Below are 12,731 nucleotides of genomic sequence, written 5' to 3'. Positions count from 1 at the left end.
CGGCCCGGGACTGGCTTTGAATCAGCGGTCCGCGACCGTCGGCAGACCCAGCGAGCTCTTCAGCTCCCGCAGCTTGGCCTGGATGAGCTGCATGTTCTGGGGCCCCATGCGCAGCAGATGCTTCTGCGCGGGGCTCAGGTCCTCGAACTCCGGCGCCACATAGGCATACAGCGCGCCTTCGGGAACGACTTCCACCGGGCCTTCCTGCACGGGCACCTTGAGCAGATGTTGGACGGCCGCGCTCAAGGCGCTGCTGAATGTCTGTCCCGGCGGCGCAATCTCCGCGTGGGCCTGGTCAATCAGCGGCTTCAGTTCGCGGTACACGCTGGCCGCGGACTGCGTGTCAATGGAGCCAATCACGCGGGCCACGGTGTCGTAGCGTGCGTAGCTGGCCGGATCGATGACCGTGGTGCCATCCACCTGGGTCACCTGGAAAGCCCCCGTGGGCGCCAGGAACCCGAGCACCGTGCGCGGGCTCGAACCCTCCGCGATGCTGTTCACCGCGGCCGCGAAGCGACGAACCAGGTCTTTTTCGCCCATCCACCGCGCGAGCTCGGGGTCAGGCGAAAGCTGGCTCGCCAGGCTGCGGACCTCGGCGTCCCGTTCCGGCAGCGACGTTTCGGGCATCGTCGGGGGCGCCGCGGCCGTCTCGCCAGCAGGCTCCGTCGGAATCGCGATCACCTCCGCGGGTAGTGACGCCTGACGCCGCAGACCGAAATACGACGCCACCAACGCCAGGCCCGCCAGCCCCAGGACGACGGCCAGCGTCTTGCCCTTGGAGCTCTGAGCGGATTCGGGAACCTCGGCCGGCGTCGGATTCGTCGGGTCGTTCATTCATTCCTCCGTAGGTGGACCCTTCAACCTACAAACGCCTCCCCAGGTCATTCCACCAGACCGCCACACTTCGCACGCGCAGGTGTTCACCGTCCGGTACTCGCGAATGCACGGCTGCTGCCAGGACGGTGAACCGGGCACAGTCACCCTGCCCGCTCAGCCGCCCTGCTCCATGGCCCGGACGCGAGCAAGGGTTTGCAGATCGCGCTCGGTCGGCCCCAACTCCAGGATGATGCGGCTCACGTCGTAAAGCACGTCGCCACGCTCGAAGACTGGCAGCCGGGGAACATCCTGGTTCAAGTCGTCGGCGCCGCGGTTGTACGCCACGTCCATCAGCGTCCGGAGCTGGAAGGCGTCGTACAGGTTGTACTCGACGAGGAACCGGAGGGCCTCCACATCGCCGCGGCGCTGGTACGCGCGCCACAGCAGCACCGCGTCGTAGCCATTCACGCCCTTCATGTGCGGCGGACGCTCGGCGCCAATCTTTCCTTCGATTTCCTTCAGGCCACCGCCCATGCCCAGGCGCCGCGTCACGAACCGCAAGTCGATGTGCGCATCCGGCACCGGAAATCGCGCGGGGCCGAAGTAGTCACGCAAGACGGGCACGTCGAAGCACGAGCCGTTGAACGTCACCCACAGCCGCCGGGCCGCCATGGCCTCCGGCAGCGCGTCCATGTTCCGGCCCTGGATGAAGACGTGAAGGCCCTTCGAATCGAACAGGCTCACCACCGTAGGCGCCTGGGCCTCCCGGCCGTCCGTCTCGATATCGAAATAGACGGCGTCGTCCTGAAACTCCGGGTACAGCCGCCAGTGCTCCCGGCTCGGAAGCAGCTCCGCGAGCTTGCGCAAGTCCCGGCGGGCCAGCGCGTCCTTCGCCTCGGCGATGCGCGCCCGGGCCACGTCGTCGGACTTCCGGTTGAGCGCCACCCCCTGGCCGGCTTCCGGAAAGTCATCCCAGGTGCGGATGCCGCGGGACCACAAATCCTTCTCCCGCCAGGGACCGACATTGGGGATGTGCTGGAACGTCCGCTGCAGCATCAATCGAGCGCGCCCAACCTTCCCGCCACCAGGTCGTCCAGGAGCGGGATGTCCGCCTCGCAGAACGGCAGTGACTGCATCTGCGCCGGCGTGTGGAACGCCAGCGCGTGGGCGCCCAGGGGCCGGGGCTCGCCCGAGACAATCCGGGCCAGGAACAACACCAACTCCACCGTCAGGTCCGGATAGGAGTGCTGGCCCTCCCAGAGCCGCCGGCCCACGGCGAGCTCCACGTCCAGCTCCTCGCGGCACTCACGGGCCAGCGCGGCCTCGTCCGTCTCCCCGGCCTCCACCTTGCCGCCGGGGAACTCCCACAGCAAGGCGCGGCTTCCACCGGGGAGCCGCTGCTGCACCAGGAACTGGCGTCCATCCTCCGGCCGCGGAATCAGCGCCGCCACCACGCGGACCGTCCTGCGAGCCGGAGCCGTCACCCGTCAATCCCGTTCATGTCCAGGGAGTACAGGTAGCCATTGTTCGACAGCACGAACAGCTGCCTGCCCGCCGCGAAAGGCGGCGCGGTGATGCCACTCCCGGGGTTCCACGACACGCGAGAACGCCCCGTCTTGGGCTCCAGGAACAGCAGCGAACTGGACGTGGGCACGAGCAGCATTCCCTGGGCGAACACCGGAGCGAAGGCTGCCCGTTCCCCCAGGGGATGCGACCAGAGGAGCCGTCCCGTCTCCGCCAGGTAGGCATCCACGCGGCCGTCACCCGCGGCGAAGAGCACCTGGCCGCTGACCAGCAGCGACGTCATGCCGGCCACGGAGGTGTTCCACACCAGGTCGCCCGACTCGGACTCGAGCGCGAAGATGCCGCTCTTGTATGACGCCACGTAGAGCTGCCCGTTGGCGTCCATCACCGGGCTGCTGTCCACGTCCAGGAACTCGGAGCCGGCGCCAGACAGCGAGCGCTCCCAGGTGACGCCGCCGTCGTCGACACTGAGCGCCACCACGAAGCCGTCGGAGAAGCCGATGTAGGCCACGCCTTGGCGCACCAGGGGCCGCGAAGCGCCGCGGACGGTGAAGCCGGTGGGCGGATCCCGGCGGTACTGCCAGGCCCACTGCCCATCCGCGATCTTCACCGCGAAGAGCGTGTCGCTCTCCGAGGCCACGAGCACCAGGCCATTCGCGACCACGGGCACCGTGGCCAGGGCCTCGCCCGCGACGTACTTCCACTTCTCCTCGCCCGAGGCCGCGTCCAGCGCGTACAGCACGCCGTCCCCGCCCGGAACATAGGCCACGCCGTCCACCACCCGCGCCCCGGCGTTGAAGCGGCTGCCCGTCTTGTACTTCCACTTCACTTGGCCGTCGGGACCCACGCCGCGGGCGAACCCGTCCCGCGTGAGCGCGATGGTCGTCCGGCTGACGGCATCATAGGCCGGCGTCGCCGTCTCACGCGGCCCGTACTCCAGCGTCTGCGGGGGCGCGAGCGGCGCCCACCAGTTGACGGAGAAGTACTCCAGCGGCGTGTTCGACGGCGGCCGGGGCAACTCCGGATTGCCGTAGTACCGCACGCCACCGCAGCCGCCCAGAAGCCCTGCCGCCACAGCGCCACCCAGCCAACGCTTCCAGCTCACGAGCCGCATCGTCATGGCGAGTGTTTCTACCCCGCGTCCGGAACGGGTGCAGCCGCCGGAGCCTCCGGGGCGGGAACCTTCACACCTTCGGACGCCAGCACCGCCAAGCGCTCACCGGCCTGACGCGCCGCCGCCGTGTTCGGCTGCGCCGTGGTCAGCTTCGACAGCACCTGGGCCGCCTCTTCCTTCTTGCCCAGGAGGATGAGCATCCGGGCCTTGTGGTAGTCGCCCATGCCCACCAGGAACGGGCCACCCGCGGCGCCCATCTGCTCGAAGGCCTTGATGGCGTCCTCGTACTTGCCGTCCGCCTCGAGCGCGTAGCCCTGGCCCTCGAAGGCCTCCGCGCGGAGCGGATCGTTCTGGGCCGCGCCCTTGAGGTACTCGCCGAAGGCCGTCTGCGCCGCGGCGTAGTTGCCCAGCCGGAACTGCGCCTTGCCCTCGGCCAGGGCGGCCGTCACCGCGGCCGGGGTGCCGCCGTGCTGCTGGCGGAACTCGCCCAGCGACTTCACCACGGCCTCGTCGCGCTCCTTCATCGACTTGAAGGGGGGCTCCGTGTCACCGGGCTGCGCGGGCTCCACGCCCTCCACGGGCCGGTCGAGCACGGTCAGCGCCTGTCCCAGCGCCTGGGAAGCCTTCTCCTCGCCGCGCTTGGACACTTCGCTGGCGATGGCCACGCCCACGCCGCCCAGGATGAGCACGCCCGCGGCGAGCCCGATGATCTTCTGGCGCTGCGCAAGCCAGTCGCTCGCCTCGGTGCCCACCTTCTGGAAGGAGTCCGGCTGGCTGAGCTCTTTCTGGCGAATCTTCTCGGTCTTGGTGGTTCCGGCCACGTCTGGAAACCTCTTTTAAAGAGCGGCGCACTGTATGGAGCGTGCGCCGCGAGTGTCAACGCACTGACGCCTCAGCGCTTCCCCTGGCGTTGCGGCCGCTTGCGGGCCTCGCGCTTCGCCTGCCCGGGCCGGCCCTTGAAGATGAGCCGGATGGGCACGCGCAGGTCGAACGTCTTGCGCAGCTGGTTGGTGATGTACCGCTTGTACATGTCCGGAACGCCGTCCGGATGGTTCACGGTGATGGTGAAGGTCGGCGGCGCTGCGGCCACCTGGGCGATGTAGTACATGCGCAGCGGCTTGCCCCGGACGATGGGCGCCGGGTGGTTGTCCACCATGTGGTCCAGCAGCCGGTTGAGCTGTGGGGTGGGCGCCCGGAAGCGGAACTGGTCGGCGAGCTCCGTCGCCACGTCCACGACCTTCTCCACCTTGGAGCCCGTCAGCGCGGAGGTGAAGAGGATGGGCGCGTAGCCCACGAACTTGAGCGAGTGCTTGAGGGACTCGCGGTAGGTCTCCTGCCGGCGCTGGTCCGCGCCCACCAGGTCCCACTTGTTCACCACGATGACCAGGGCGCGGCCCCGCTCCTCGGCCAGGCCCGCCAGCTTGGCGTCCTGGTCCACCGCCGGCTCCGTGGCGTCCATCAGCAGCACCGCCACGTCGCTGCGCTCCATCACCTTGAGCGCGGCCACGACGGAGAACTGCTCCACGCGCTGGGCAATGGACTTCTTGCGCCGGATGCCCGCCGTGTCGGTGAGCAGCAGCTTGCGGTCCTTGTACGTGAGCTCGGAGTCCACCGGGTCCCGCGTGGTCCCCGCCACCTCACTGGCCACCACCCGCTTCTCCTTCAGGATGGCGTTGACCAGGGTGCTCTTGCCCACGTTGGGCCGGCCGATGATGGCCAGGCGGATGATGCCGTCGTCGGGCGGCGCCTCCGCGTCCTCGCCCTCTTCCTTGGGCGGCAGCCTGGCGACGACCGAGTCGAACAGTTCCTGCATGCCCAGGCCGTGCTCGGCGGACAGGGCCTGCACGTCGCCCAGGCCCAGGCGGTAGAACTCACCGGCCAGCGCCTGCATCTGCCCGGACGTGTTGTCCAGCTTGTTGGCGGCCAGCACCACCGGCTTGCCGCTCTTGCGCAGGTAGTTGGCCACGGCCTCGTCCGCGGCGGTGAGGCCCGCCCGGGCGTCGGTGACGAAGACGATGACGTCACACTCGTCCACGGCCAGCTGCGCCTGCTCCCGCACCTGCCGGAGGAGTTGGTCCTCGTCACCGGGCACGAAGCCGCCGGTGTCGATGAAGGTGAAATGGCGGCCTTCCCACTCCGCGTCCGCGTAGTGGCGATCCCGCGTCACGCCGGGCTCGTCCTGCACCAGCGCGACGCGCCGGCCCACCAGCCGATTGAACAGCGTGCTCTTGCCCACGTTGGGGCGTCCGACAATTGCGACCAGGGGCTTCATTTCAGTCGTATCCCAGCTTCTTGAGGCCTTCGGGGCGCTCGCTCCAACGCGGTTCCACGCGAACGCGCAGGTCCAGGTACACATGCGCGCCCAGCAACCGCTGCACGGACTTGCGCGCGTCGGTGCCAATGGTCTTCAGCATCTGCCCCTGCTTGCCGATGATGATGGCCTTCTGGCTGTCGCGCTCCACGAAGATGGACGCGGCGATGCGGATGAGCCCGCCCAGTTGGTTCGGCGGCGTGCCCGGCCGGGGCTCGCGCTCGGATTCGTCGAAGATGTCCACCACGACGGCCGTGGAGTACGGAATCTCCTGGCGGCAGTGCCGCAGCACCTGCTCGCGGATGTACTCGGCCGCCAGCGCGCGCTCCTGCTGGTCGGTGAGCATGTCCTCGTCGAAGACGTTCTCGCCTTCCGGCAGGTGTCCCAGGACGGTGTGGAACAGCCGCTCCACGCCGTCCTTCTCCCGGGCGGAGATGGGGACCACCTCCGCGAAGGGGAACTCCTGGCGGTACAGGTCGATGAGCGGCAGCAGCTGCCCCTTGGGGACGCTGTCGATCTTGTTGATGACCAGGAAGGTCGGTTTGCCGATCTTCTGCAGCCGGTCGAGGATGGCGCGGTTGCCCGGGCTCACCTCGGGCTTCTCGCTCGCCGGCGGCTCGATGAGGAAGAGGACCAGGTCCACCTCCTCCGCCGCCTGGAGCGCCACCTCGACCATGTAGCGGTTCAGCTCGCCCTTGGCCTGGTGGATGCCCGGCGTGTCGATGAACGCCACCTGCCCTTCCGGGCGGGTGACGACGCCGAGGATGCGGTTGCGCGTCGTCTGCGGCTTGGGGGAGACGATGGCGATTTTTTCGCCCGTCAGTGCATTGAGCAGCGTGCTCTTGCCCACGTTGGGGCGCCCGATGAGGGCGGCGAAGCCGCTGCGGTGTGTCTTGGGGGGGGCCATTGCTTCGGAGGTGATCTGGGACGCCGCGTACCGCGGAGGCCCGAAAAGGGAACGTCTGGACAGCGCCTATCACAACACACCGCCCGCCCGGTCATGCCAGGACGGGCGGCGAGCGGACAGGCTACGGCTGGGTCGTAGAGATGGTCAGCTTGTTGATGACGACGTCCTGACGCGGGCGATCCCGCCCGTCGCGCGGCACGCCGGCGATCTTCTCCACCACGTCGTAGCCGCTCAGCACCTCACCGAAGATGGTGTGCTTGTTGTTGAGGTACGTCGGCTTGGACGTGGTGATGAAGAACTGGCTGCCGTTGGTGTTGGGGCGGCCGATGTTCGCCGTGGCCAGCAGGCCCACTTTGTCGAAGGTCCGGCCGCTCTGGTACTCGTCGTCCACGTTGAAGCCCGGGCCACCGCTGCCGCTGCCGGTGGGGTCTCCGCCCTGAATCATGAAGCCCGGAATCACGCGGTGGAAGATGATGCCGTCGTAGTAGGGGCGCTGGGCCTTCTCACCCGTCTTCGGGTCCTGGAAGGGCAACTCGCCCGTCGCAAGGCCCACGAAGCTGCTCACCGTCTTCGGCGCGTCCTTCGCGAACAGCTTCACCACGATCTGCCCCTGCGTGGTGTCGAAGGTGGCGTAAAGGTCATTGCCCGCGCGGGCCTCGTCCAACATTCCCATGCTACCCTCCCGTGTGGGGGCCCGTCCGAGGACGAACCCGGTCATGTGTCACGGCCTTGGTGAAACCGTCTTCGCGCCCGCGTCCTTCTGGGGCGCCGCTGCCTTGCTCGCCGCGGGGGCCGTCACGCCCGCGGGAGCCTTGTCGCCCAGCACCACGCGGGTGAGCACCACCGCGGTGCGCGGGCGGTCCCGGTTGTCCCGAGGCAGGTTGCTGATCTTCTCCACCACGTCATAGCCGCTGAGCACCTCACCGAAGATGGTGTGCCTGCCGGTCAGGTGTCCGGGCGTCGAGGTCGTGATGAAGAACTGGCTGCCGTTGGTGTTGGGCCCCGCGTTGGCCATGGCCAGCAGGCCCACCTTGTTGAAGGTGCGGCCGCTCTGGAACTCGTCCGCGAAGCGGTAGCCCGGGTCGCCGAAGCCGCTGCCCGTGGGGTCCCCGCCCTGAATCATGAAGCCCGGAATCACGCGGTGGAACACCGTGCCGTCATACAGCGGCTTCTTCGCCATCTTCTCCGTCTTCGGGTCCCGCCAGGCCTTCTCACCGGCGGCCAGGCCCACGAAGTTGGCCACCGTCTTGGGCGCGTCCTTGGCGAAGAGCCGGACGACGATGGTGCCCTCGCTCGTCTGGAGCGTGGCGTACAGGTCCTTGCCTGCCGCGGCCTTCCGGGTCCACTTGCCGGAATCATCGGCGAGGACGGAGCCCGCCAGCAGGCAGGTCACCAGCGCGAGCGTCTTTCGGAGGGAGGCGGGGGGCATGTCGGCGCGGCACCTTACGCGCCGCCCCCTGCCCCATCCAAGGGGTTTCACGCCGGGGTGTCGTGTCGTGGCGTTCCGGGCGGGGGGGAGGTGGGACACGTGGCGTCTTCCCGCAGCTTCTCCAGCGTCGCCTGCGCGGCGGACTGCTCCGCCTCCTTCTTGCTCCGGCCGGTGGCCCGGGCGAAGGCCGTCTCCCCCAGCATCAGCTCCACCTCGAACACCTTGGAGTGTTCCGGACCGGACTCGGAAACGACGCGGTAGCGCGGCTGGAGCTTGAGCCGCTCGTGGGCCATCTCCTGGAGCAGCGTCTTGTAATCGAGCCGCCCCTGGCCGCTGGAGACCTCGTCCAGCAGGTCCGCGAAATACCGGTCCACCAGCGCCACCGCGGCGTCCAGGCCACTGGTGAGGAAGACCGCGCCGAAGACGGCCTCCAGCGCGTCCGCCAGGACGGAGTTCTTCTCCCGGCCACCGGACATGAGCTCGCCCCGCCCCAGCAGCAGCAGGTCGCCCAGCGGGATGGTCCGGGCCACGCGGGCCAGGCCGTCCTCGTTGACGACGCGGGCGCGCATCTTCGTCAGGTCGCCTTCGGGCAGCCCCGGGCAGCGCGCCATCAACCGGTGGCTGACGGCCAGGTTGACCACCGAGTCGCCCAGGAACTCCAGGCGCTGGTTGTCCTTCAGCTCCTTGTCCCGAGTCTCATTGACGTACGTCTTGTGCGTCAGGGCCTCCAGCGCCGTCTCCACCCGGGAGAAGCTCAACCCCAACCGCGACTCCAACAACTGCACCCGCTCGGACGGGCTCATCTTGTCCGCACCACTCAAACGCATCACTCCTGAGGTGCGTCCGGGCCCACCAGCCTCACGGCCGCGGGAGAGACCTTCAACAGGTCCGCCACCATCCGCACGATGCCTGGGAACTCATCCAGCTCGAACCGTCCCGCCCACTCCTTGCCCTGCGGACCCGCCAGCAGGCCCCGGAAGGTGCGGCCCGCCACCCTGGCGGCGGCGAAGCGGTACGGGCGGCCCTCCACCTGCAACTGCGCCAGCAGCTCCAGGCTGCTGCGGGGAGGCAATAGCGCCTCCGCGCCGAACTTCTCCACGATGTCGGAGAAGCGCACCAGCCCGGCGCCCACCGGCGCGGCCTGCGGACGGGCCGCCGGCTCGCCAAAGAGCGCGACCAGGTAGCCCGTCAGCGCCGCCCGCTCGCGGAACTCCGACAGCTCCAGCGTGTGGCCGCCGCCGGTGGCCAGGTCTTCCTTCCCCCGGGCCACGCGGGCCACGCGGAAGTTGCCCAGCCGGTCCGACACCAGCGTGACGGCCAGCTCACCGTCCAATACCTCCGTGGACAGCTCCAGCGTCTCCGGCTCCACGCGCGGCGTCAGCCCCAGCACCTGGAGCTCCGCGGAGCGACGCTGGACGTGGAAGATGTGCTCGTTGAATGCATCCGCGAGCAGCGCCTCGATGTCGGCGACGTCGCTGAGCGCGCCCACCAGGATGGGGGCCAGCCCCACCACGGCGGGCGGCGCGATGGGGATGAGACGGTCCCCCATCACCTGGAAGGTCACCTCAGGGATGAAGGCCCGGGTGACGGGATTGACCAGCGGGGACGACTCCAGGTCCAGCACCGCCTCGGTGCCGGCCGCGTCCTCCCGCAACTGCAGCCCGAGACCTTCCAGCCGCGCGGTGTCCATCAAGCCCCTTTGAAGGTTTCCCGGGCGATGATTGTACGCTGGATCTCGCTGGTTCCCTCGCCGATCTCACACAGCTTGGCGTCGCGCAGGTAGCGCTCGACAGGGAATTCGCGGGTGTAACCGTACCCACCGTGGATCTGCACGGCCTTGTTGCAAGCCCGCATGGCGGCCTCGGAGGCGAACAGCTTCCCCATGGAGGCCTCGCGCGAGTACGGCTTGCCTTCGTCGGCCAGCTTCGCGGCGCGGTGGACCAGGAGCCGGGCGGCATCCAGCTCCGTCTTCATGTCCGCCATCATCCAGCGCAATCCCTGGAACTCGCTGATGGGCTGGCCGAACGCGGTGCGCTCGCGCGAGTAGCCAATGGACTCCTCCAGGGCGCCCCGGCCCAGGCCTACCGCCAGCGCGCCGATGGTGATGCGGCCGCGGTCCAGGATCTTCATCGTGTCGATGAAGCCGTGGTCCAGCTCACCCACGCGCGCCGAGTCCGGCACCTCCACGTTCTCCAGGATGAGCTCGGCCGTGTCCGACGAGCGCATGCCCAGCTTCCCGTGGATGGCGCGCTGGCTGAAGCCCGGCAGGCCCTTCTCCAGCAGGAAGGCGGTGATGCCCTTCTGCCGCTTCTGCGGCGAGGTGACGGCCAGCACCACGAACACGTCACCCACCGTGCCCTGGGTGATGAACATCTTGGCGCCGTTGAGCACCCAGCCGTCGCCCTTGCGCACGGCCGTGGTCTTCATGCTCGACGCGTCCGAGCCGGACCCCGGCTCCGTCAGGCCCCACGCGCCCAGGTACTCACCCGTGGCCAGCTTGGGCAGGTACTTCTGGCGCTGCGCGTCCGAACCGAAGACGCGCAGGTGGCTGGTGCCCAGGCCGTTGTGGCTGGCCACCGTCAGCGCCAGCGAGCCGTCGTAGCGGGCGATCTCCTCCACTGCCACCGCCACGGCGAGCGAGTCCATGGCCGCTCCGCCGAACTCCTCGGCGACGAGCATGCCCATCACCCCGAGCTGCCCCAGCTCCCGGACGACTTCCATGGGGAACGTCTCGTCCTTGTCCCACTCACGGGCATACGGCTTCACCCGCCGTTCGCAGAAGTCACGGATGGAGGACTGGAGGGCGCGATGGCTTTCTGGAAGGTCAAAATCCATGGTGTCAGCAGGATCTATAGCAGACGGCCCAGGCGCAGCCGGGCCTTGGAGGTGAGGTAACGCTACCTACTCAAACCGGATAGACACCGTGTTTCTTTTCCGCACGGGGCTGATGCCGCTGGGAGTAGACGCCGTAGCGCTGGGTGAGCTCTTGACGCAGCCGGTCACCCGGGACGATGTCGTCGATGACCAGCTCGCTGGCCAGCTTGTAGATGTCCACGTCCTGCTTGTACTCGTCGCGCAGCTTCTGGACGTAGGCGGGCCGCTCGGCCTCCGGCAACTCCTGGATCTTGTTGTAGTAGACGGCGTTCACCGCCGCCTCCGGGCCCATGACGGCGATCATCGCGCCGGGCAACGCGATGGTCGCGTCCGGGGCGAAGCCGGGGCCGCTCATGGCGTAGAGGCCGGCGCCGTAGGCCTTGCGGACCACCACGCAGATGCGGGGCACGCTGGCCTCGGACACGGCGGAGATCATCTTCGCGCCGGCGCGGATGATGCCCGCGCGCTCCACCTTGGTGCCGATCATGAAGCCCGGAACGTCCGCCAGATAGAGCAGCGGGATGTTGAAGGCATCACACAGCCAGATGAAGCGGGCCGCCTTGTCCGCGCTGTCCACGAACAGCACGCCGCCCTTGTACTTGGGCTGGTTGGCGACGATGCCCACCGGGCGGCCGTCGATGCGGGCCAGGCCCGTGACGAGCTCCTGGGCGAAGAGCTTCTTCACCTCGAACCAGCTGCCCTCGTCGATGAGCTCGTTGATGAGCTCATGCATGTTGAAGGGCTTGTTCTGGTCGACGGGGACGATCTCCTCCACCTTCTTGCCGCCGGCCTTGGGGGCCTTGGGCTCGGCGCGCGGCGGCGCCTGGGAGAAGTTCTCCGGGAAGTAGCCGATGTACTTCTTCGCCGCCTCGATGGCCTCCTGCTCCGTCTTCACCAGCACGTCGCCGACGCCGGAGACGGAGCAGTGCATCTTCGCGCCACCCATCTCCTCCAGGGTGACCTTCTCACCGATGACCATCTCCGCCATGCGCGGGCTGCCCAGGTACATGGAGGCATTGCCTTCCACCATGATGACCAGGTCGCAGAACGCGGGGATGTACGCACCACCGGCGGCGGACGGACCGAAGAGCAGGCACACCTGCGGCACGAAGCCGGACATGTGCACCTCGTTGTAGAAAATGCGGCCGGCGCCACGGCGCCCGGGGAACATCTCCACCTGGTCGGTGATGCGGGCACCGGCGGAGTCCACCAGGTAGAACAGCGGGCAGCGCAGGTCGCGGGCCGTCTCCTGGATGCGGAGGATCTTCTCCACCGTGCGGGCGCCCCAGCTGCCGGCCTTCACCGTGGAGTCGTTGGCCATGATGGCCACGGTGCGCCCGGCCACCTTGCCCACGCCGATGACGACACCATCCGAGGGCAGGTCCGGGTCCAGGTTGTTGGCGAGCTTCGCGTCCTCCACGAAGGAGCCTTCATCCACCAGCAGGCGGATGCGCTCGCGGGCGAAGAGCTTGCCCGCCTCCGTGTTCTTCGCGTGGTACTTCTGCGCGCCACCCTTCTCCACCTGGGCGATCTTCTCCAGCAGTCTCGAGTCTTGGGACATGGCCCGTGGCACATAGCAGAAAGGGCTACGGCTGGCTGCCTTCTCGCTGGGGGACCGGCGCGGCGTGACAGGCAGACGACGCACCGCGCAGAACAGTTCCCCAGGGGATGCCGCTCCAGGCTCCCCTGCCTACCTTGGTGCGTAACGGGGGCGTGCTCGCGAGTGATGCGCACCCGGCAACCATTCGGCCCAGGA

At 68.5% G+C, this 12,731-nt stretch carries 13 protein-coding genes; all 13 read right to left on the bottom strand.

What is annotated here, in order from left to right:
* Positions 1-21: 21 nt before the first annotated feature.
* The 13 genes from F8M74_RS06575 to F8M74_RS06515 all read right to left on the bottom strand — a co-directional run bounded on the left by F8M74_RS06575 (position 22) and on the right by F8M74_RS06515 (position 12,536).
* Positions 22-834 carry a DUF3014 domain-containing protein gene (locus tag F8M74_RS06575; protein WP_141253782.1) on the bottom strand — a complete coding sequence of 271 codons (813 nt, stop codon included), beginning with the start codon at positions 832-834 and terminating at the stop codon, positions 22-24.
* A gap of 156 nt (positions 835-990) precedes the next feature.
* Positions 991-1,872, bottom strand: coding sequence for a ribonuclease H-like domain-containing protein (locus tag F8M74_RS06570; protein ID WP_141253783.1), 882 nt, complete (start codon positions 1,870-1,872; stop codon positions 991-993).
* Positions 1,872-2,300: a (deoxy)nucleoside triphosphate pyrophosphohydrolase gene (locus F8M74_RS06565; protein WP_090492616.1), complete on the bottom strand. Its 429-nt coding sequence runs from the start codon at positions 2,298-2,300 to the stop codon at positions 1,872-1,874. The genes F8M74_RS06570 and F8M74_RS06565 overlap by 1 nt, the downstream gene beginning before the upstream one ends.
* A complete protein-coding gene (locus F8M74_RS06560) occupies positions 2,297-3,460 on the bottom strand; it encodes a PQQ-binding-like beta-propeller repeat protein (RefSeq protein ID WP_141253784.1) in 1,164 nt (387 codons plus the stop codon). The genes F8M74_RS06565 and F8M74_RS06560 overlap by 4 nt, the downstream gene beginning before the upstream one ends.
* 11 nt (positions 3,461-3,471) lie before the next feature.
* Complete coding sequence (locus F8M74_RS06555; RefSeq protein ID WP_141253785.1) at positions 3,472-4,275, bottom strand: tetratricopeptide repeat protein; 804 nt, start codon at positions 4,273-4,275, stop codon at positions 3,472-3,474.
* 71 nt (positions 4,276-4,346) lie between these two features.
* On the bottom strand, positions 4,347-5,726 hold the full coding sequence (gene der / locus F8M74_RS06550) for a ribosome biogenesis GTPase Der (RefSeq protein WP_141253786.1): 1,380 nt from the start codon (positions 5,724-5,726) through the stop codon (positions 4,347-4,349).
* A 1-nt stretch (position 5,727) separates the two neighbouring features.
* Positions 5,728-6,672 carry a GTPase Era gene (era, locus tag F8M74_RS06545; protein ID WP_141253787.1) on the bottom strand — a complete coding sequence of 315 codons (945 nt, stop codon included), beginning with the start codon at positions 6,670-6,672 and terminating at the stop codon, positions 5,728-5,730.
* 121 nt (positions 6,673-6,793) lie between these two features.
* Positions 6,794-7,390 carry a peptidylprolyl isomerase gene (locus tag F8M74_RS06540; protein ID WP_141253788.1) on the bottom strand — a complete coding sequence of 199 codons (597 nt, stop codon included), beginning with the start codon at positions 7,388-7,390 and terminating at the stop codon, positions 6,794-6,796.
* 3 nt (positions 7,391-7,393) lie between these two features.
* Positions 7,394-8,101 (bottom strand): peptidylprolyl isomerase, encoded by a 708-nt coding sequence (locus F8M74_RS06535; RefSeq protein WP_141253789.1) that lies wholly within the window; start codon positions 8,099-8,101, stop codon positions 7,394-7,396.
* A 47-nt stretch (positions 8,102-8,148) separates the two neighbouring features.
* Positions 8,149-8,931, bottom strand: a complete 783-nt coding sequence (gene rnc / locus F8M74_RS06530) for a ribonuclease III (RefSeq protein ID WP_141279511.1) — start codon at positions 8,929-8,931, stop codon at positions 8,149-8,151.
* Positions 8,928-9,791, bottom strand: a complete 864-nt coding sequence (locus F8M74_RS06525; protein ID WP_171410146.1) for a hypothetical protein — start codon at positions 9,789-9,791, stop codon at positions 8,928-8,930. The genes rnc and F8M74_RS06525 overlap by 4 nt, the downstream gene beginning before the upstream one ends.
* On the bottom strand, positions 9,791-10,936 hold the full coding sequence (locus tag F8M74_RS06520; RefSeq protein ID WP_141257009.1) for an acyl-CoA dehydrogenase family protein: 1,146 nt from the start codon (positions 10,934-10,936) through the stop codon (positions 9,791-9,793). The genes F8M74_RS06525 and F8M74_RS06520 overlap by 1 nt, the downstream gene beginning before the upstream one ends.
* A gap of 70 nt (positions 10,937-11,006) precedes the next feature.
* Entirely contained in the window at positions 11,007-12,536 is a 1,530-nt protein-coding gene (locus F8M74_RS06515; protein ID WP_141257008.1) for an acyl-CoA carboxylase subunit beta, read from the bottom strand.
* Between the last annotated feature and the right edge of the window lie 195 nt (positions 12,537-12,731).

It is taken from the genome of Myxococcus sp. CA023 (genome assembly GCF_010998615.1).
Lineage (GTDB): Bacteria > Myxococcota > Myxococcia > Myxococcales > Myxococcaceae > Myxococcus.
This window is presented reverse-complemented; position numbering and strand designations above follow the sequence as displayed.

Excerpts from the sequence above, each read along its gene's own strand:
- F8M74_RS06560 (WP_141253784.1), bottom strand. The coding sequence starts at position 3,460 with ATGACGATGCGGCTCGTGAGCTGGAAGCGTTGGCTGGGTGGCGCTGTG.
- F8M74_RS06535 (WP_141253789.1), bottom strand. The coding sequence starts at position 8,101 with ATGCCCCCCGCCTCCCTCCGAAAGACGCTCGCGCTGGTGACCTGCCTG.
- der (WP_141253786.1), bottom strand. The coding sequence starts at position 5,726 with ATGAAGCCCCTGGTCGCAATTGTCGGACGCCCCAACGTGGGCAAGAGC.
- F8M74_RS06520 (WP_141257009.1), bottom strand. The coding sequence starts at position 10,936 with ATGGATTTTGACCTTCCAGAAAGCCATCGCGCCCTCCAGTCCTCCATC.
- F8M74_RS06575 (WP_141253782.1), bottom strand. The coding sequence starts at position 834 with ATGAACGACCCGACGAATCCGACGCCGGCCGAGGTTCCCGAATCCGCT.
- F8M74_RS06515 (WP_141257008.1), bottom strand. The coding sequence starts at position 12,536 with ATGTCCCAAGACTCGAGACTGCTGGAGAAGATCGCCCAGGTGGAGAAG.
- F8M74_RS06525 (WP_171410146.1), bottom strand. The coding sequence starts at position 9,791 with ATGGACACCGCGCGGCTGGAAGGTCTCGGGCTGCAGTTGCGGGAGGAC.
- F8M74_RS06540 (WP_141253788.1), bottom strand. The coding sequence starts at position 7,390 with ATGACCGGGTTCGTCCTCGGACGGGCCCCCACACGGGAGGGTAGCATG.
- era (WP_141253787.1), bottom strand. The coding sequence starts at position 6,672 with ATGGCCCCCCCCAAGACACACCGCAGCGGCTTCGCCGCCCTCATCGGG.
- F8M74_RS06570 (WP_141253783.1), bottom strand. The coding sequence starts at position 1,872 with ATGCTGCAGCGGACGTTCCAGCACATCCCCAATGTCGGTCCCTGGCGG.